16 protein-coding genes are annotated in these 18,217 nt (G+C 51.0%); 13 read left to right on the top strand and 3 right to left on the bottom strand.

The annotated features are described in order from the left end of the window. Window positions 1-25: 25 nt before the first annotated feature. From LIZ87_RS04515 to LIZ87_RS04500, 4 genes are all read left to right on the top strand, one after another. A complete protein-coding gene (locus tag LIZ87_RS04515) occupies window positions 26-787 on the top strand; it encodes a hypothetical protein (protein ID WP_227145513.1) in 762 nt (253 codons plus the stop codon). An 18-nt stretch (window positions 788-805) separates the two neighbouring features. Next, window positions 806-1,582, top strand: a complete 777-nt coding sequence (locus LIZ87_RS04510) for a hypothetical protein (RefSeq protein WP_178317394.1) — start codon at window positions 806-808, stop codon at window positions 1,580-1,582. 23 nt (window positions 1,583-1,605) lie between these two features. Further along, entirely contained in the window at window positions 1,606-2,379 is a 774-nt protein-coding gene (locus LIZ87_RS04505; protein WP_178317395.1) for a hypothetical protein, read from the top strand. A 68-nt stretch (window positions 2,380-2,447) separates the two neighbouring features. Then, window positions 2,448-3,809 (top strand): MATE family efflux transporter, encoded by a 1,362-nt coding sequence (locus LIZ87_RS04500; protein ID WP_227145512.1) that lies wholly within the window; start codon window positions 2,448-2,450, stop codon window positions 3,807-3,809. A gap of 82 nt (window positions 3,810-3,891) precedes the next feature. Here LIZ87_RS04500 and LIZ87_RS04495 read toward each other — a convergent pair whose 3' ends face one another. Further along, the gene (locus LIZ87_RS04495) at window positions 3,892-4,911 is read right to left on the bottom strand and encodes a LacI family DNA-binding transcriptional regulator (protein WP_227145510.1); all 1,020 of its coding nucleotides are present in this window, start codon (window positions 4,909-4,911) and stop codon (window positions 3,892-3,894) included. Between the two features lie 293 nt (window positions 4,912-5,204). Between LIZ87_RS04495 and LIZ87_RS04490 the strand changes: the two genes are divergently transcribed. The 7 genes from LIZ87_RS04490 (at window position 5,205) to LIZ87_RS22340 (ending at window position 14,645) form a co-directional block, all read left to right on the top strand. Further along, window positions 5,205-7,478 carry a PTS transporter subunit IIBC gene (locus LIZ87_RS04490; RefSeq protein ID WP_178314831.1) on the top strand — a complete coding sequence of 758 codons (2,274 nt, stop codon included), beginning with the start codon at window positions 5,205-5,207 and terminating at the stop codon, window positions 7,476-7,478. A gap of 102 nt (window positions 7,479-7,580) precedes the next feature. Next, the gene (locus LIZ87_RS04485; RefSeq protein WP_178314833.1) at window positions 7,581-8,471 is read left to right on the top strand and encodes an endonuclease/exonuclease/phosphatase family protein; all 891 of its coding nucleotides are present in this window, start codon (window positions 7,581-7,583) and stop codon (window positions 8,469-8,471) included. A 15-nt stretch (window positions 8,472-8,486) separates the two neighbouring features. Then, a complete protein-coding gene (gene malQ / locus LIZ87_RS04480) occupies window positions 8,487-9,995 on the top strand; it encodes a 4-alpha-glucanotransferase (protein ID WP_227145508.1) in 1,509 nt (502 codons plus the stop codon). A gap of 271 nt (window positions 9,996-10,266) precedes the next feature. Continuing rightward, window positions 10,267-10,722, top strand: coding sequence for a MarR family winged helix-turn-helix transcriptional regulator (locus tag LIZ87_RS04475; RefSeq protein WP_227145505.1), 456 nt, complete (start codon window positions 10,267-10,269; stop codon window positions 10,720-10,722). Further along, window positions 10,719-12,491 carry an ABC transporter ATP-binding protein gene (locus LIZ87_RS04470; protein ID WP_227145503.1) on the top strand — a complete coding sequence of 591 codons (1,773 nt, stop codon included), beginning with the start codon at window positions 10,719-10,721 and terminating at the stop codon, window positions 12,489-12,491. Before LIZ87_RS04475 ends, LIZ87_RS04470 begins: the two co-directional genes overlap by 4 nt. Before the next feature lie 3 nt (window positions 12,492-12,494). Beyond that, window positions 12,495-14,384 carry an ABC transporter ATP-binding protein gene (locus tag LIZ87_RS04465; RefSeq protein ID WP_227145501.1) on the top strand — a complete coding sequence of 630 codons (1,890 nt, stop codon included), beginning with the start codon at window positions 12,495-12,497 and terminating at the stop codon, window positions 14,382-14,384. 138 nt (window positions 14,385-14,522) lie between these two features. Beyond that, window positions 14,523-14,645, top strand: coding sequence for a hypothetical protein (locus LIZ87_RS22340; protein WP_264467885.1), 123 nt, complete (start codon window positions 14,523-14,525; stop codon window positions 14,643-14,645). 91 nt (window positions 14,646-14,736) lie between these two features. Here LIZ87_RS22340 and LIZ87_RS04460 read toward each other — a convergent pair whose 3' ends face one another. After that, window positions 14,737-15,006: a hypothetical protein gene (locus LIZ87_RS04460; protein WP_227145499.1), complete on the bottom strand. Its 270-nt coding sequence runs from the start codon at window positions 15,004-15,006 to the stop codon at window positions 14,737-14,739. Between the two features lie 23 nt (window positions 15,007-15,029). Further along, a complete protein-coding gene (locus LIZ87_RS04455) occupies window positions 15,030-15,890 on the bottom strand; it encodes a LysR family transcriptional regulator (RefSeq protein WP_227145497.1) in 861 nt (286 codons plus the stop codon). Window positions 15,891-16,222: 332 nt separating this feature from the next. Between LIZ87_RS04455 and LIZ87_RS04450 the strand changes: the two genes are divergently transcribed. Further along, window positions 16,223-17,236: an MBL fold metallo-hydrolase gene (locus LIZ87_RS04450; RefSeq protein WP_178316249.1), complete on the top strand. Its 1,014-nt coding sequence runs from the start codon at window positions 16,223-16,225 to the stop codon at window positions 17,234-17,236. 345 nt (window positions 17,237-17,581) lie between these two features. Further along, window positions 17,582-18,208 (top strand): GTP pyrophosphokinase, encoded by a 627-nt coding sequence (locus LIZ87_RS04445; protein WP_178316248.1) that lies wholly within the window; start codon window positions 17,582-17,584, stop codon window positions 18,206-18,208. Window positions 18,209-18,217: the final 9 nt, after the last annotated feature.

Below are 18,217 nucleotides of genomic sequence, written 5' to 3'. Positions count from 1 at the left end.
CGCTGTGGCAGAGAGGTAGAATCAGATGAGTAAGTTTTATATTGCAAGAGCGGATGAGATAGAAAAGAGCTATGATGAGAACGGGTTTGCGGTCACAGAGCTTCTGGAGGGAAGCCATGACGGAAGCATCCGCAACTATAAAGGCTTTTTAAAGGCAGGGGCAGAGATCGTGCCGGAGCTTTACAAGGACAAGGTTGTGATCTATATGTTCGGCAGGGGAAAGGGCTATGTGGCAGACCAGAATTGTGTAAATGCCATTGAGGAGGAGGTTAGCTTCTATTTCCCGGACTTTGATAAAAACCCATACAGGATCCATGCATTTGAGGATATGGAGTTTATCAAGTCCGTGGTGGATATGGACGATTATGATTGGGAGGATTATAAGAGCTCGCATGTGCGGCTTCCCTATTTCCGCCCTTTAAGCAAATGTCCGCGTTATGATCAGGACTGCAAGGGCCCGAATACCACTTCCTGGCATGTGCTGAACCCGAAGCAGCTTGGACATGTTATCCTGGGTGTTGTCAGGGCTGTGGGAGAAGGAACCGATGAAAAAGGCCATCCGGCAGTCCATCAGTGGAACTACTGTCTTGGAAATGCAGACTTTGACCTGACCGTAGACGGCGAGACCACCCATACAAAGGCAGGCGACTGGAGCTTTATTCCGGCAGGACCGGACCACAGCCTGATCGCCCAGCCGGGCAAGGAAGTATTTTACGTGTGGTATGAGCAGTTTACAAGAGGTTCCAGGGACTATATTGTAAAGCTTGCAAAGGGTGAAATGGAATAAGGCATAGAAGGAGCGTTTATGAACGGTTATTTTATTGTTAGAAATGAGGATATTGATGTAACGTACAATGAAGCCGGCTATTTCCAGACAGAAGTGCTGGCTGGAAGCTATGACGGAGGCATCCGCAATTATAAGTGCTTTCTGAAGGCCGGCTGCGAGATCAGTCCAAAGCTGTATAAAAATGAGACCGTGGTATATATGTTCGGTAAGGGACGGGGATATGTGACGGATACGAAAGAAGCGCATAATATCACGGAGCTGTCCTTCTATCTTCCGAATTTTGATAAGGATCCCTTTACGATCCATGCAGCGGATGACATGGAATTTATCATGAGCGTGGTGGAGATGAACCAGTGGGATAAGGAGCGCTTTGACCACAGCCACATTCACCTTCCGTTCTTCTTAAAGTATACGGACGGGCAGATCTATGACCAGGACTGCAAGGGGCCGAATACCACCTCCTGGCTGGTGATCGGACCGGGACAGATGGGCAGGATCCTCATGGGCGTTGTACGCGCTGTGGGAGAGGGAACTGATGAAAAGGGCCATCCTGCAGTGGCACAGTGGAATTACAGCGTAGGAAATGCTGATTTTAACCTCAGCGTGGATCACCAGGCGCCGGTTGTTCAGAAGGGCGGTGATTTCAGCTTTGTTCCGGCAGGACCGGATCACAGCCTGGTGGCAGATCCGGGCAAGGAGGTCTTCTATGTATGGTATGAGCACTATACAAGGGAGCGCGACTTTATGCTCACTCTCGCAAAGGGAGATAAGCTGGAGGATAAATTAAGACACTAAGGTGATCAAAAGGAGACATGGAGATGGAAAGAGAGTATGAAAAGAATTTTTATGTAGAAAAGGCTGAGGACATTGCAGCCAGAGCTCAGTTTGATGACAACGGTTTTGCAAAGGTGGAGCTTCTTCCAGGGATTTATAACGGCGGTATTAAGAGCTGCAAGTGCTTTTTAAAAGCAGGCAGCAAATATGTCCCGGAGCTTTATGCAGATAAATCCGTGATCATTTTCTTCGGAAAGGGCGAGGGCGAGCTTACAGACTGCGATGGAGTACATAAAATCACAGAGGTTGCGTTCTACGTGCCATTTATGGATAAGGAAAAGTATGAGATCCATGCTATCGAGGATATGGAGTTTGTCTACAATGTGATTGAGATGAATGAATGGGACAGAGCAGCCTTTGACAGATGGCATATCAGGCTTCCATATTTCCGACTTCACAGCGAATGCGTCCAGTATATTCAGGACTGCAAGGGTCCGAATACCGAGGCGAGAATGATCCTTTGCCCGAAGTGGCATGGAAGAGTCATCCTCGGCACCACCAGAGCCATTGGAGAGGGAACCGTAGAAAAGGGCCATCCAAAGGTACATCAGTGGAACTACTGCCTCGGCGAGTCCAATTTCCATATGAGCGTAGGCTATAAGGCAGAGAACAATATGGAGACAGTGGAGCATCATGCAGGAGACTGGAGCTTCATCCCTGCCGGAGCGGACCATGACCTTGTCTCCGATCCCGGCAAAGAGGTATATTATATTTGGTTCGAGCACTACACAGACGAGCAGGCAATGGCTAAGATGTAAGACCGGGATGGGCAGACCTTCATAAGATGATGAATATCGCAAGACAGAAAAACAAACAAAACATAAATATGCTGGAGGGAAGCCCTGTCAGGCTGGTAATGATGTTTTCCGTCCCTCTGATCTTCAGTAATATCTTTCAGCAGCTGTATTATATTACAGATGCTGTGATCGTAGGGAATTTTATTGGAATTGGGGCGCTGGCGGCAGTAAACAGCTGCTCCTGGATCACCTGGCTTCTCAATGCAGTTGCCAGGGATCTCTCCAATACCCTGAGCATCCTGGCTTCCTACAGCGTGGGGGAGAATGACCGGGAGAAGCTCAAGGTGATCGTCGGAAACGCCTGCACCATTACGGTCAGCATGGCGGTAGTGCTGACCGTTCTGGCAGAATACTATCTGGATGAGATCTTCCAGCTGTTCCAGGTGCAGGAGGACATTATCCGGATGACAGGGGATTACTTCTCCATCGTACTTTTGGGAATCCCTCTTGTACTCATCTACAATGTGGCTGCGGCCCTTTTAAGGGCATCGGGAAACAGCAGGATCACTTTTTATGCGGTTTCCGTATCAACGGCTATCAATGTGGCGTTAGATATTCTGTTCATTGTCGTGTTCGGCTGGGGCGTGAAGGGAGGTGCCCTTGCCACGGTTATCGCGCAGTTTGCAGCGATGCTGGTGGCGCTGGTTCCTCTGTGGAAGAGCTCTATGTTTACCTGGGAATTTTCCTACTGGAAGCTTGATGGAAAGCTGATGAAGCAGGTGATAAGCCTCTGGATCCCCATGTTTGTGAACAGTGCTGTGATCTCTGTAGGCGGCAGCTTTGTTTCAAGAAATGTAAATGCCATAGGCCCCTTCTTTACAGCCGGGATCTCCTCGGCTACAAAGATCTTTACACTGATGGAGTCCCTTGTCATGGCGATCCAGACAGGCCTGTCGGTGTTTATCGGCCAGAACCTCGGAGCGGAAAAGCATGAGCGCGTCAGAAAAGGACAGCATCAGATCGTCCTGTTGTCACTGGCCCTGTCTGTGATCCTGAATGTGATCGTCCAGGGGCTGGCACCGCAGCTGGTAAATGTATTCCTGTCCAAGACAGATACTCTGTATGGGGAGACACTTCATGTGGCAGTGGCATATGTGCGGGTGCTGACACTGGGAATGTTTATCATGGCTCCTATGTATCTGTATAGAATCGCCATTCAGACATTGGGGCACGTGAAGTATCCCATGTACGCCGGATTCCTGCAGCTGGCAGCCCGGATCTTTTCCGTATTGGCGCTGCCTCCTCTGATGGGGGAATATGCATATTATATTGCGACGATCCTTGCGTGGCTTGTCACGCTTCCGGTGGTGGTGATACCTTATTGCAACTATATGAACCAGCTGTGCAGGGAAAAGAGGCGTGCCAGTACGGCAGACAGCAAACATACATAATGGAGCGCAAGGGTGCGCATAAAAAATCCCCATGGGAAGGAGTGCCGTAAGGCAGCGATTCCCATGGGGATTTTTATGGCGATTACAAGGCTCTGCAGCTGTTCCTCTCGATCAAATGATGGGGAACGATGATCTTTGTCGCCAGCAGGTTGGGGTTCTCTATGTGGTTGATCACCTGGGAGGCGGCTTCGATGCCCAGCTGGAAGGAGTTTACATCCACAGAGGTCAGCTGGGGGGAGGTCAGCCTTGCGAGCAGGGAGTTGTTGAAGGAGATGATGGATAAGTCCTCCGGTATGGAGAGGCCATTTTCAAGGCACACCCGCTCCAGGGCAACGGCAAGGATATCATCGCTTACCAGAACGGCAGTGGGGCGCTCAGGAAGGGTCAGCAGGCGGCGGATCTTTTCTGAGTAATCCTTCAGTATGGAAGGGATCTCGATGCAGTAATCGGGATCAGCGGGAAGGCCGTGCTTTTGCAGCGCCAGCTGGTATCCCGTTTTGCGGTCAGCGGAGAACATGAGGCTGCTGTCGCTGCCAATGTAGGCGATCCTCTTGTGGCCAAGATGGCAGAGGTATTCTACGGCCTCCTGGCCGGCCAGAAGGTTGTCATTGTCGATGTATATGGTCTGGTTGGGAAAATGGTAGGCTTTGCCAATAAGAACATAGAGAAGGCCTTCGCTGTAAAGATACTCTATGACCGGGTCGCTCTGCCTGGAGTAGAGCACAATGAAGCCATCTACCTGGCCGCTGCGGGTCATGGTGCGGATGACCTGGAGCACCTCATCATTTGTCTGTCCTGTGATAATGGTATTGACGTACTGGCGCTGGTTGCAGAATTGGCTGATACCGCGTATGGCCTCCAGATAGAAGGAGTTTTCGTAGGTTTCCCTTGCAGATACCGGAAGTATGATCCCGACAGCACGGGAGTTCTGTGTTGCCAGATTGCTGGCCTGGAAATTAGGCTCATAGCCTAATTCAATCATGGCCTTTCTGACCTTTTCCTTTGTCTCCTCGCTGATGGAGGGATTGTTCTTGCAGGTCCTGGAAACAGTGGAGGGCGACACGCCGGCCAGCGCGGCCACCTCTTTGATTGTGACAGCCATAGTGATTCTCCTTTCCACAAGCCGTTTATACCCACATTTTATCGGAATGCAGGGGAAAAGTCAATTGGATCATGCAATGCAGTGCAATTAAAAAGAAATGTTGCATAATGGGAATGGAAAAATTGCACAATTGACTGGCAGCGTTTTTGTGAAAAAGATAGAAAAAGGGATTTGATTGAAAAACCTGTTTACAAATGGCGTGCAAAAGGATTATATTTAATGCAAGCGATTGCGTAAAACAAGCATAAAATTGCACGAAGAATGCAAAAAATTTTGTGGGAGGTTATAGGAAGATGAATAAGAATGAACATGGCCTGCGGATTTTGTCTCCGCTTACCGGGCAGGCAGTTGCGTTGGAGCAGGTTCCGGATCCTGTATTTTCACAGAAGATCATCGGAGATGGCATGGCGGTGATCCCGGAGGATGGAACGATCCTCAGCCCGGTAACGGGAGAGGTGGTATCGGTGGCAGACACCATGCATGCATTTGGCTTCCGGTCTGAGGAGGGGCTGGAGCTTTTGGTGCATGTGGGTCTGGAGACAGTTGCCCTAAAAGGAGCGTGCTTCAAGGTATTTGTGAAGGCCGGAGATAAGGTAAAGGCCGGGGATAGGATAGCAGAGGTCGATCTGGCATATCTGAAGGAGCGGGATATCAATCCGGTCACACCGGTACTGGTGTGCGGGGGAGTGTCAGGAAGGATCCTGCAGGGCCATGGCGGAAGAGTGAGAGCTGGCGAGGATGCGGTAATTACATTTTCAGAGGAGGAATCCATTGCTGCTGCCGGCGGCATGAATGGGAATGAGAAGCCATCCGGAGAGGTTTTGCCGGAACAGGGGGCTGCAGGAAAGAATTTCGGGCAGAAGGCAGAGGAGGCTGTGACAGCAGGGACGGAGAAGAAAAAGGCAAAGATCAATTTTGATTTTCTGCAGAAGCTGGGAAAGGTTTTGATGGCGGTGATCGCAGTGATGCCGGCAGCCGGGCTGATGATCAGCCTTGGAAAGCTGGTGCAGATGGGCGGCGCTGATATCCATACAGTGCTCATGATCGGAAGTACCATGGAAAACATTGGCTGGGCTATCATCAACAATCTGCATATCCTGTTCGCTGTTGCCATCGGCGGCTCCTGGGCAAAGGAGAGGGCAGGCGGAGCTTTTGCAGCTGTTATCGCCTTTGTGCTCATCAACTGCATTACCGGAGCAATCTTCGGTGTGACGAGCGCTATGTTAAATGATCCGGAGGCCGTGACTCATACACTGTTTGGGAAGGAGATCCTGGTAAATGGATATTTCACCTCCGTGCTTGGGGCTCCTGCCTTGAATATGGGTGTTTTTGTGGGAATTATTTCTGGATTTACAGGCGGAATGATATATAATAAGTATTATAACTTCCGCAAGCTCCCGGATGCGCTGGCATTTTTTAACGGAAAGCGCTTTGTGCCCATGGTAGTGATCGCATGGTCTGTCATCATTTCAGCTGTGCTGGCAGTTGTATGGCCGGTGGTGCAGGGAGGGATCAATGCATTCGGCGTGTGGATCGCCAATTCCTCCTCCACCTCTCCGGTATTTGCGCCATTTATCTATGGGACCCTGGAGCGTCTGCTGCTGCCCTTTGGACTGCACCATATGCTGACGATTCCCATGAACTACACCTCCTTTGGAGGAACCTATACCATCCAGACAGGCATCAACGCCGGTTCTCAGGTATTTGGACAGGATCCGCTGTGGCTTGCATGGGTAACGGATCTGATCAATTTTAAGGACGCAGGTGATATGGCAGCTTACACGAACCTGCTTACCACCGTGACACCGGCCCGCTTCAAGGTAGGACAGATGATCGGAGCCACCGGACTGCTCTTAGGCGTTGCCCTGGCAATGTACCGCCGTGTGGACGGGGATAAGAGAAAGCGTTACCGCTCCATGTTTTTATCCACGGTCCTGGCCGTGTTCCTGACCGGCGTTACAGAGCCCTTGGAATTTATGTTCATGTTCTGCGCACTGCCGTTATATGTGGTATACGCAATCCTCCAGGGCTGCGCCTTTGCAATGGCAGGCATCCTGCCTTTGCGTCAGCACTCCTTTGGCAATCTGGAATTTATGACAAGGATCCCCATGTCCCTAAAGGCCGGACTGGGGCAGGATGTGGTGAATTTTCTGATCTGTGTTGTGGCATTTTTTGTGATCGGTTACCTTGTGGCATACGTTATGATCGGCAAATTCGGATATGCAACGCCGGGACGTCTGGGTAACTATACGGACGAAGGCGGAGAGGATGGGGAGAATCTTCCTCAGGCCACAGGAACGGAAGGCAGCGGAGCCGGAAACAATGGCTCTGGAAGCAGTCAGGCGGAAAGGATCATCGCATTATTAGGCGGAAGAGAGAACATCACGCTGGTGGATGCCTGCATGACACGTCTGCGCGTCACGGTGAAGGATCCCTCAAAGGTAGCGGAGCTTCCTGCATGGAAGGCAGAGGGAGCGCTGGGACTCCTTAAAAAGGACAATGGGATCCAGGCTGTCTACGGGCCTAAGGCGGATGTACTGAAATCAGATATTAATGACATTTTATAGAGTAATACATAGAGAACGCCTGTGCCCGCGCAGAGGACGGGTCATGAAAGCCCGGCAGGCAAATTGGCATAGGCTGACAAGATTTCCGGGAGGGAAAGGCTCATGAAGATCATGACCATCAATACACACAGTCTGGCGGAGCCGGATTTTGAACAGAAGAGAGAGCAGTTTGTGCAGGTGCTGCTGCGGGAAAAGCCGGATATTCTGGCTTTGCAGGAGGTGAACCAGACCATTGCGTCTCCTGTTCTGGGAGGGGCTTGCGGATTGGAAACAGGAGCTGTTCCCGGATACCGCCCCTGCCCGGGCGTGGAAATACCGCTGCGTCAGGACAACTATGCTGCGTGGCTTGCAGATCGTCTGGCTGGGGAAGGACTTTCCTATGAGTGGAGCTGGATGCCGGCAAAGGTGGGCTATGGGATCTATGACGAGGGCATGGCGATCTTCAGCCGTGCCCCCATTGAGGAGGCAGAGCAGCTTCAGATCAGCAGGTCCTCTGATTATCAGTACTGGAAGACCAGGAAGGTCCTGGGGATCAGGACAAAGGGCGAAGAGACATCATGGTATTACTCGGTGCACATGGGCTGGTGGGATGATGAGGAGGAACCGTTTGAACGCCAGTGGAGGACGCTTGACCGCCATTTGCAGGAGAAAAGGGCGGCAGGAGCCGGCGTCTGGCTGCTTGGGGATTTTAACAGCCCGGCAGAGGTGCGGGGGCAGGGCTATGACCTTGTCTGCGGGGACGGCTGGCTGGATACGTATGTGCTGGCAGAGAAAAGGGATGATGGGATCACAGTGAGCAAGGTGATCGATGGCTGGAGGGAGCGTTCATCAAAGAAGGAGGCCGGAAGCGGAATGCGGCTGGACTATATATTCAGCAGTGAACGCAGGCAGGTACTTTCTTCCGGAGTCATATGCAGCGGAACCAGGGAGCCCCAGGTATCCGACCACTATGGAGTCACGATAGAAATAAGGGAAGCAATAATCGAACATTAAGGGGAGATTTTTCATATGAACAGAGCTGGCGGTATTTTACTATCGATCACAAGCCTTCCGTCAAATCATGGGATCGGCTGCTTTTCAAAAAGCGCCCACGATTTTGTGGACTGGCTGAGGGAGGCGGGGCAAAGCTACTGGCAGATCCTGCCCTTGGGCCCCACAAGCTACGGGGATTCCCCCTATCAGTCCTTTTCCACCTTTGCAGGAAACCCCTATTTTATCAGTCTGGAGGCGCTGATAGAGGAGGGCGTGCTCACGGAGGAGGAATGCGGGGAGGCTGATCTGGGAGACAATGCAGAGAGCATTGACTACGAGAAAATGTACAGGAATCGGTATCCCCTTCTTCGCAAGGCCTACGAGCGCAGCAATATCAGCCAGAACCAGGACTATCAGCGCTTTCTGGAGGAAAACCGCTGGTGGCTGGATGATTACGGGCTGTTTATGGCAGTGAAGGACCGCTTTGGAGGAAAGCCCTGGACAGAGTGGGCGGAGGATATCCGTCTGCGCTATGGATATGCCATGGACTATTACCGCAGGGAATTGTATTTTGATATTGAGTTCCAGCAGTATATGCAGTTTGTATTTTACAGGCAGTGGATGGCGCTAAAGGCCTATGCCAATGAGAGGGGGATCCGGCTCATCGGCGATATCCCCATCTATGTGGCAATGGACAGCGCGGATGCATGGGCACATCCGGAGCTCTTTCAGCTGGATGGGGACAATGTCCCTGTGGCGGTGGCAGGCTGCCCTCCGGACGGTTTCTCAGCCACAGGGCAGCTTTGGGGCAATCCGCTGTACCGTTGGGATTACCACAGGCAGACAGGATATGAGTGGTGGATCTCCCGCCTCGCTTACTGTTTTCGGCTGTATGATGTGGTGCGCATCGACCATTTCCGTGGGTTTGACGAATATTACTCTATTCCCTATGGAGATCAGACAGCCATGAACGGACACTGGGAGAAGGGGCCTGGGATCGACCTTTTCCGCCATGTGGAAAGAGCCTTGGGATGGAAGCAGGTCATTGCCGAGGATCTGGGCTATGTAACAGATTCTGTCCGCCAGCTGGTGAAAGAAAGCGGCTTTCCCGGCATGAAGGTTCTGGAATTTGCCTTTGATTCCCGCGATTCCGGCTGTGCCAATGACTATCTCCCTCACAATTACCCGGAGAACAGCGTGGCTTATACGGGAACCCATGACAACGAGACCATTGCAGGCTGGTTTACCAGCATTACAAAGGAGGAGCGGAAGCTGGCGCGGGATTATCTCTGCGACCACTACACTCCGTCCCACCGCCTGTACAAGTCATTTATCAGCCTGATCATGGCCAGCCGCGCCAGCCTGTGCATCATTCCCATGCAGGACTATCTGGGCTATGACAATTCCTGCAGGATGAACCAGCCCTCCACGGTTGGTAAAAATTGGAAATGGAGGCTGCAAAAAGAGGAGCTGAGCGTGGAGCTGCAGAAAGAGATCTATGAGATGACGAGAAGATATGGGCGCCTGAATGCCGGAGGGCAGTGAGGGAGAGACTTTATACAACCAAAAGAGAGATGCTTCAGGCAGTTCGATGATGCCTGCAGCCGCTCTCTTTTTTATTTTGCGCGTTCCCGCTCAGGAGCCTGTTTTACAACATTATTAACCTTTTATTATTGATAATAAGAAATATTCAATTCTCTTACAGCCCACAGGCAGTTATAATGTTTTAAGGCATATGGTTTGAATGCAAATCATTTGGCCGCGAACATAGGAAGGGATGCAGTCAGAAAACCGCACGGATCAAGAGGTGGAAAACATGGAAGAGATCAGGATCAATTGTCTTTTAAAGCAAATAAAAGCAGCGCTGGAGCAGTACGAGAGGTCAAATGCCAAAAATCTGGGGATTACCTCCGGCCAGTGCATTATGTTAAATCACCTGTTGTCCCAGGATTCCAAGGCTCTGTATGCAAAGGATATCCAAAAGGCTTTTGGAATATCAAAGGCAACCATATCTACGATCCTGAAGAGTCTAAAGAAAAAGGGATACCTGAACACAGAGGGTGATATTGCAGATGACAGAAAAAAGAGGCTTGTTCTGACAGAAAAGGCCTATGAAAAGCAGCAGGAAGTAGAAGACTTTTTGAAAAAACGAGGTGAGGATATGTGCAGAGGAATATCAAGGCAGGAATTGCAGCTTACAGAGCAGGTCCTCTGCCGGATGCTTTTGAATTTAAAGCAAACGTCCGCTGACAGAATGGAGGAACCGATATGATAAGAACATTGTTAAAATGCGTGGGCGAATACAGACGGGTGTCCGTTTTGACGCCCCTCTTCACTGCTCTGGAGGTATTGATGGAGGTGCTCATCCCCTTCATCATGGCATCTATCATTGACAAGGGGATTGAGGCAGGAAATAGTACCATGGTTTACGCCTATGGAGCATTGATGCTGGTTCTGGCATTTTTCAGCCTCTATTTTGGCGTGATGGCAGGTCGGTACGGCGCAGAGGCCTCCTCAGGCTTTGCCGCAAACCTGCGGGAGGGAATGTATGAGAATATCCAGACCTTCGCCTTTTCCAACATTGACAGGTTCAGCACCGCCGGCCTGGTGACCCGCATGACAACGGATGTTATGAACATGCAGGTCGCCTATCAGATGAGCCTTCGGATCGCAGTCCGCTCTCCGCTGATGCTGGTATGCAGTCTGTGCATGTGCTTTGTGATCAACCGAAGGCTGAGCCTCATTTTTCTGGCAGCAATTTTGGTGCTGTCCATTGCCCTGGCTCTGATCATGAGCAGGGCAGTCCGCTTCTATGAACAGGTCTTTGATAAGTATGACGAGTTAAACGGAGGCATCCAGGAAAATGTTTCCGCCATCCGGGTGGTAAAGGCCTTTGTAAGGGAAGAATACGAGGATGAGAAATTCAAAAAAGCAGCAGATAATCTCTACCGCCTCTTTGTCAGGGCAGAAGGCCTGCTGGCTCTGAACAATCCCGTTATGATGCTGGTGGTGTACGGCTGCATGATCGGTCTGTCCTGGTTCGGGGCCCACTACATTGTGATCGGGGACCTGACAACAGGTGAGCTGACCTCCATGTTCAGCTATGTGATGGGGGTCCTGATGTCCCTCATGATGCTGTCTATGGTCTTTGTCATACTGACTATGAGCGCTGCCAGCGGTCGGCGTATTGCAGAGGTGCTGGAGGAAAAGACGGATATGACAAACCCGGAGGAGCCGGTAAGGGAAATCTCCGATGGGAGCATTGATTTTAACCATGTGGCTTTTTCCTATAAGCAGGGCAGCGGTGAGGAGACACTGCGTGATATTAACCTGCACATTGACTCCGGGGAGACCATTGGGATCATCGGAGGGACTGGCTGCGGAAAAACCAGCCTTGTGAATCTGGTCAGCCGTCTGTACGATGCGGACAAGGGACAGGTGCTTGTGGGAGGAAGGGACGTATGCTCTTACGATATGGAGGTTCTGAGAAACCAGGTGGCAGTGGTGCTCCAGAAAAATGTCCTCTTTTCCGGAACTATCCTTGACAACCTGCGCTGGGGCAAGGAGGACGCTACAGAGGAGGAGTGCAGGGAGGCCTGCCGCCAGGCATGTGCAGATGAATTTATTGAACAGCTTCCGGACAAATACCATTCCTGGATCGAGCAGGGAGGAGCTAATGTCTCAGGCGGCCAGAAGCAGCGGCTCTGCATTGCACGGGCCCTGTTAAAGAAACCGAAGGTGCTGATCCTGGATGATTCCACCAGCGCAGTGGATACGGCTACGGATTCCAGGATACGGAAGGCCTTTGGCGAGCAGATACCGGGAACCACGAAGCTGATCATTGCCCAGAGGATTTCCAGCGTCCAGGATGCCGACAGGATCCTGGTAATGGAGGATGGGCAGATATCCGGCTTCGACACCCATGAGAGGCTGCTGGAATCCAATCAGATCTACCGTGAGATCTATGATACCCAGATGAATGGAGGCGGCGATTTCGACCATGCTGCTTCTCCGGAGAATCAGACGGAAAGGGAGGTGTAGGCGATGAGCATACAGAAAAAGAAGAAGACGCAGCCGGGACCTGTTCTTGCGCGGGTTCTCGGATATATGCTGAAGGACTACAAATGGTCCTTTGGCTGTGTGGTGATCTGCATTTTGGGCTCTGCCCTGGCAACCCTGCGGGGGACGCTCTTTATGCAGAGCCTGATCGATGACTACATCCTGCCGCTGACAAGGGAGAAGACGCCGGATTTTCTGCCCCTGGCAAAGGCGGTGGGAAGCCTGGCTGCGGTCTATGCTGTTGGGATCCTATGCGCCTATCTTTATAACCGCATCATGATCAATATCACCCAGGGAACTATGAGGAATCTGAGAGTCCAGCTGTTTCACCACATGGAATCCCTTCCCATCCGCTACTTTGACACCCATGCCCACGGCGATATCATGTCTATCTATACCAATGACGTGGACACCCTGCGCCAGCTGATCAGCCAGAGCATCCCGCAGATCATTAATTCCTTTGTGACGCTGGCTGTCACATTTATCAGCATGGTGGTCCTGAATGTCCCTCTGACAGTGATGGCCCTTGTTATGGTGGGGATCATGCTGCTTGCGGCATCAAAAATAGGCGACCGGTCCTCCCGGTATTTCCGGGAGCAGCAGAAAAGCCTGGGTCGGGTCAACGGCTATATTGAGGAAATGATGGAGGGGCAGAAGGTAGTCAAGGTGTTCTGCCACGAGGAACAGAGCAAGGAACAGTTTCGAAAGCTGAATGATCAGCTTCGGGAGAGCACCTGCCAGGCAAATAAGTTCGCCAACATTATGATGCCGGTCAACGGTAACCTGGGAAATATCAGCTACGTCCTCTGCGCAGTATTGGGAGCAGCCCTGGCTTTGAGCGGCCATGGAGGCCTGACTCTGGGAGGACTGGTAGCCTTTTTGAACCTGAATAAGAACTTTACCAGGCCCATCACACAGATCAGCCAGCAGATGAACAGCATCGTCATGGCACTGGCCGGAGCGGAGCGGGTATTTGAGCTTCTGGACGAGGAGCCTGAGAAGGACGAGGGCTATGTGGAGCTGGTAAATGTCAGGGAAAATGCGGACGGCTCCCTGGAGGAGAGTCAGAGCCGTACCGGACTCTGGGCCTGGAAGCATCCCCATCAGGCCGATGGAACCATTACCTACACAAGGCTTAAGGGGGATGTGACCTTCAACGATGTGGACTTTGGATACGATGAGGGAAAGCCCATCCTGCACAACATAAAGCTCTATGCCACTCCGGGACAGAAGATCGCCTTTGTGGGGAGCACAGGGGCGGGAAAGACGACCATTACCAATCTCATTAACCGTTTTTACGACATCCAGGACGGCAAGATCCGCTATGACAGCATCAATATCAACAAAATTAAAAAGGCAGACCTGCGCCGCTCCCTGGGCATGGTGCTCCAGGATACCCATCTGTTTACCGGGACAGTGATGGACAATATACGCTATGGCCGCCTTGATGCCACAGACGTGGAGTGCATCAACGCCGCGAAGCTTGCCAATGCCCACAGCTTTATCAAGCGTCTGCCGGAGGGGTACCAGACCATACTGACAGGGGACGGAGCCAATCTGAGCCAGGGGCAGAGGCAGCTGTTAGCCATTGCCAGGGCCGCCGTGGCCGATCCGCCGGTGCTGATCTTAGACGAGGCAACCTCTTCCATTGATACCAGGACAGAGACCCTGGTGCAGGAGGGCATGGACCGTCTGATGAAGGGAAGGACTACCTTTGTGATCGCCCACAGGCTGTCGACGGTAAAGAATGCGGATTGTATCATGGTCCTGGAGCATGGACGGATCATTGAGCGGGGAACCCACGAACAGCTTCTGGAGGAGAAGGGACGGTATTTTCAGCTGTACACAGGAAATATAATAACTTTTAGTTATTAATGATAAGATATTTTCAATTCAAAACAGGCTGCGTATCTGTTATATTAAAAAAGGAGGTTAGCACTCATCTGCTAATAGTGCTAATACAACAAGTAAACTGCATTTTAATTGAAAGCTGACAGAATTGAGGTGACAGATATGGCAGACAAGAACCCAAAGCATCCGCCGAAAAAGAAAAAGGAAGTTCCGAAGGTAAACGTGGCGGATCACACAGCCGCTGAACAGGCGCAGACTGGCAAGAAGAAAAAACATGTGTACTAAAAGCTATGGGAAGGGCCGGCGTACAGAGCAGATCTGTACAGGCCCTTTTCATTTGCGCGGGAACAGGCCTTCGAGGCTGAGACAGGAGGTTTTAAAATGGGCCAGACAACAACAGAACGGAATCCCCTTGGATCAGATCTTTATCGGGCAAGGTGTGGGATATCTGGGAAATGCCGCTACCAATGTGATCATGTTTACATTTCTTTGATCCGCAGTTCTCTCTGGTAAAAACAGTGGCTTCCCTGGGGGTCCCCAGTTTTATTTCCCAGATCGCCTCCACAGCCGTGATGGCTGTCATGAACAATACCCTTGTCAGCTGCGGTGAGGCCTTCCTGCTGTCTGCGTTTCCGGTTGCGGGCAACCGGAAAAAGATATTTGCAGAAGCTAAATAAGCCTTAAGAAGTCCCCTAAGGCCGGATTGGAGCTTTTGGGGCGATAAAAAATGCCAAAGGAGAGTTCCGGGGCTTCCTCAAGGGGAACAGCGGCAAAATCCGGCGATTTTATGCATAGGGTATCAGGCAGTACGGACAGGCCGATCCCGGCAGCAACCATACAGTGGGCAGTTTCCAGATCCTCACAGTAAAAGACCTTATTGGCAGGATGGGAGGTCAGAAACTGCTGCTGAAAGGCAGCCATGGCCTGGGGCGCATTTAAGGGATTGCATGCAATGAGGGGGATGTTCTCCAGCTCCCTGGAGGAGAGGGACTTTCTTGCAGCCAGGGGATGACCGGCAGGCGCCAGGCAGCATAAATGATCTCTTTCCAGTTCACAGAAGGAGATGTCTTTTTTCTTTGGAAGATTTTCTCTGTGGAAAAAGAGCACATCCAGCATGTTTTCCAGGAAAAGGTTCATGGCGATCTTATACCCCGGAACAATGATGTTGGGATAGATATCAGGGTGTTTTTCATGAAATGCTTTCAGCAGGGGAGTCAGGTATGTAAGGGCCGAAGGGTTGCTTAAGCCAATGCGGAGGGACGCAGGATTCGTATTGTGGTTTTTCAGGCGGCTGACAGCTGTCTGGGTTTTGGCAACGATCACTTTGGCATCCTTATAAAAGGACATGCCTGCGGGAGTCAGCTCAACATGGCGGGTGGAGCGGATGAAAAGGGATACCCCCAGCTCCTGTTCCAGAGAGCTAATCTGTTTTGTGACAGCAGGCTGGGAGATGTGGAGGGACTCCGAAGCCCTTGCGAAGCTTAAGTTTTCAGCAACCAGAAGAAAGCAGATCAGATTGTCGATGCTCATTTGATTACCTCCAATAATAACATTTGTTTCATAATATCATGTTGTGGCACAGGAAGGCAAGGGAATGACAGATAGGAAACAATTAGAGCAGTACTGCAGGGAGGCACTGCATGAGGAGGCTGTGATTTTTCTGTGAAATTCCCGATGATCTCATTGACTTCTTTTTTTCCTGTGGTTTATAATAAATACAGTGAGCCGGAAGCATTGGCCTACATAGGGATTCTCTGTGAAATACAGTGAGTCCTTTTTTATTTATTATGGGTGTTTTGCGCCCATCCTTGAAAGACTGGCTATTTGCACAGACAAAAGAAAGATGGAAAAGGAGAAGGAAGATGCAGAAAAGAAGATCATTGACAGTAATGCTTGCTGCGGCTATGGCAATGTCCATGCCGTTTACCTCCCTGGCCGGAGAGTGGAAGGCAAATGATACCGGCTGGTGGTGGCAGGAGGAGGACGGGTCTTATCCGATGAACAGCTGGAGATGGCTGGACGGCAACCAGGATGGGATCTCAGAGTGCTATTATTTTGATGAGACGGGCTACCTTGTCACAGCCGCCACAACGCCGGACGGCTATCAGGTAAATGCAGACGGCGCATGGACAGAGAACGGAAGAGTCCAGAGCAAAGAGGAAGAAAAGGAGGGATCCGCCAGTATGTGGGGAGGCAATATCACGGTGGAGGCAAAGCAGTTTACCGGCAATATGTATGTTTTGGATGAGCCGCGCACAAGGGCTTATCTGATCGTGGGGAAGGATAAGGCGCTGCTGATCGACACCCTTATGGAGGATGACCATGTGCTGGATGAGGTACGTAAGATCACGGACCTGCCTGTGGAGGTGGTCCTGACCCACGGACATCCGGATCATATCGGCGGCATGGTATATTTTGATTCCTGCTGCATCAATGAAAGAGACGCCTATCTGCTGCCGGAGGGACTGGATATTACCTATATCAGCGAGGGAGATGTGATAAGCTGCGGTGATTTTCATTTTGAGATCATTGAGATCCCAGGCCATACCTACGGCAGCATTGCCCTGCTTGACCGCAGTCACGGGATTCTGATCACCGGAGACAGTGTCCAGGAAGGCCCCGTTGTCATGTTTGGCGACGGAGTTGACATGGAAGCCTATATCAACAGCATGGAGAAGCTGATGGATTATGAGGATGATGTGAAGTACATCTTTGCAGGCCATCATACGTATCCGTCAGGCAGTGAGTATATCCGCTACGCATACGAGGATGCCATTGCTTTTGTGAACGGAGAGCTTCCAAGCACTCCTATGCAGGCAATGGGAGCTGTGAGAAATGTGTACCAGGGAGAACATGTGTCATTCCTGGCTGATTGATCAAAAGTTCGAGAGGAGGGAAGCCGGCTGGCCTTCCTCCTCTCGGTTTATGAAAACGACCTTTTAGCGGTAAGTCCTCTCTGCCTCCCAGTCGATAACCGGCCCGGAGGCTGCATCGATCTCAAATCTACAGCGGCGGACTGACAGAGTGGGAGGCAGAGGCAGTGTCAGGACGATAACCGTCCGAAACAGTGAACGGCTGTGTATGTTTCAAAGATAATTCACCGAATGTTCATAGCTTTCCTTTATAATATGCTTGTTTTGGACAGCGGCATTGGGCGGCAGCCCGGTACATTGATCCGAAATCCGTAATACATGGTGCCGGTGCCGGGAAAGGGAAAGCAGATGACAGACAGGGAATATCACGATTTGATCACACATTACGAAGATGCAGGCCGGATCATGAGAACGAGGCTGGAGATACTGAACCAAAAGCTGAACAGAGGCCCAAAGGAGGAGCAGGCCTCCTGCGGGCCTGTCCACAATATACAGTGGCGGATAAAGGCAAAGGAGAGCGTGGAGGAAAAGCTTAAGAGAATGGGGCTTTTGGATACCAGCATCAATGCAAAGGATTATCTGCAGGATATCTGCGGGATCCGTGTGATCTGTTACTTTGTAAAGGATATCTACGATATGGCAGACAGCCTGAAAAGGCAGGCCGACCTGGTAGTGATGAAGGAAAAGGATTATATTGCCTCCCCAAAGCCAAATGGATACCGCAGCTATCATATTGTGGTGGGGGTTCCGATCTACTGTCTGGACAGCATGGAATATTTTCCGGTGGAGACCCAGTTCAGGACCATATCCATGGATTTCTGGGCGAGCATGGAGCACAGGATCTGTTATAAGAAGAATATTACCCACAAGGAGGAGGTGAGGGAAGAGCTTTTAGGCTATGCGGAAACACTAAAAAAAATCGAAGAGCGGTTTGAGACCTATAATGAACTCCATATAGAAAAGGCAGGATCCTGATGGCACAGG

It is taken from the genome of Lacrimispora sp. 210928-DFI.3.58 (assembly GCF_020554865.1).
Taxonomy (GTDB): Bacteria; Bacillota; Clostridia; order Lachnospirales; family Lachnospiraceae; genus Enterocloster.
This window is presented reverse-complemented; position numbering and strand designations above follow the sequence as displayed.

What these genes read in the sequence shown, in the direction of transcription:
- LIZ87_RS04515 (WP_227145513.1), top strand. Translation starts at nt 26, where the DNA reads ATGAGTAAGTTTTATATTGCAAGAGCGGATGAGATAGAAAAGAGCTAT.
- LIZ87_RS04510 (WP_178317394.1), top strand. Translation starts at nt 806, where the DNA reads ATGAACGGTTATTTTATTGTTAGAAATGAGGATATTGATGTAACGTAC.
- LIZ87_RS04505 (WP_178317395.1), top strand. Translation starts at nt 1,606, where the DNA reads ATGGAAAGAGAGTATGAAAAGAATTTTTATGTAGAAAAGGCTGAGGAC.
- LIZ87_RS04500 (WP_227145512.1), top strand. Translation starts at nt 2,448, where the DNA reads ATGCTGGAGGGAAGCCCTGTCAGGCTGGTAATGATGTTTTCCGTCCCT.
- LIZ87_RS04495 (WP_227145510.1), bottom strand. Translation starts at nt 4,911, where the DNA reads ATGGCTGTCACAATCAAAGAGGTGGCCGCGCTGGCCGGCGTGTCGCCC.
- LIZ87_RS04490 (WP_178314831.1), top strand. Translation starts at nt 5,205, where the DNA reads ATGAATAAGAATGAACATGGCCTGCGGATTTTGTCTCCGCTTACCGGG.
- LIZ87_RS04485 (WP_178314833.1), top strand. Translation starts at nt 7,581, where the DNA reads ATGAAGATCATGACCATCAATACACACAGTCTGGCGGAGCCGGATTTT.
- malQ (WP_227145508.1), top strand. Translation starts at nt 8,487, where the DNA reads ATGAACAGAGCTGGCGGTATTTTACTATCGATCACAAGCCTTCCGTCA.
- LIZ87_RS04475 (WP_227145505.1), top strand. Translation starts at nt 10,267, where the DNA reads ATGGAAGAGATCAGGATCAATTGTCTTTTAAAGCAAATAAAAGCAGCG.
- LIZ87_RS04470 (WP_227145503.1), top strand. Translation starts at nt 10,719, where the DNA reads ATGATAAGAACATTGTTAAAATGCGTGGGCGAATACAGACGGGTGTCC.
- LIZ87_RS04465 (WP_227145501.1), top strand. Translation starts at nt 12,495, where the DNA reads ATGAGCATACAGAAAAAGAAGAAGACGCAGCCGGGACCTGTTCTTGCG.
- LIZ87_RS22340 (WP_264467885.1), top strand. Translation starts at nt 14,523, where the DNA reads ATGGCAGACAAGAACCCAAAGCATCCGCCGAAAAAGAAAAAGGAAGTT.
- LIZ87_RS04455 (WP_227145497.1), bottom strand. Translation starts at nt 15,890, where the DNA reads ATGAGCATCGACAATCTGATCTGCTTTCTTCTGGTTGCTGAAAACTTA.
- LIZ87_RS04450 (WP_178316249.1), top strand. Translation starts at nt 16,223, where the DNA reads ATGCAGAAAAGAAGATCATTGACAGTAATGCTTGCTGCGGCTATGGCA.
- LIZ87_RS04445 (WP_178316248.1), top strand. Translation starts at nt 17,582, where the DNA reads ATGACAGACAGGGAATATCACGATTTGATCACACATTACGAAGATGCA.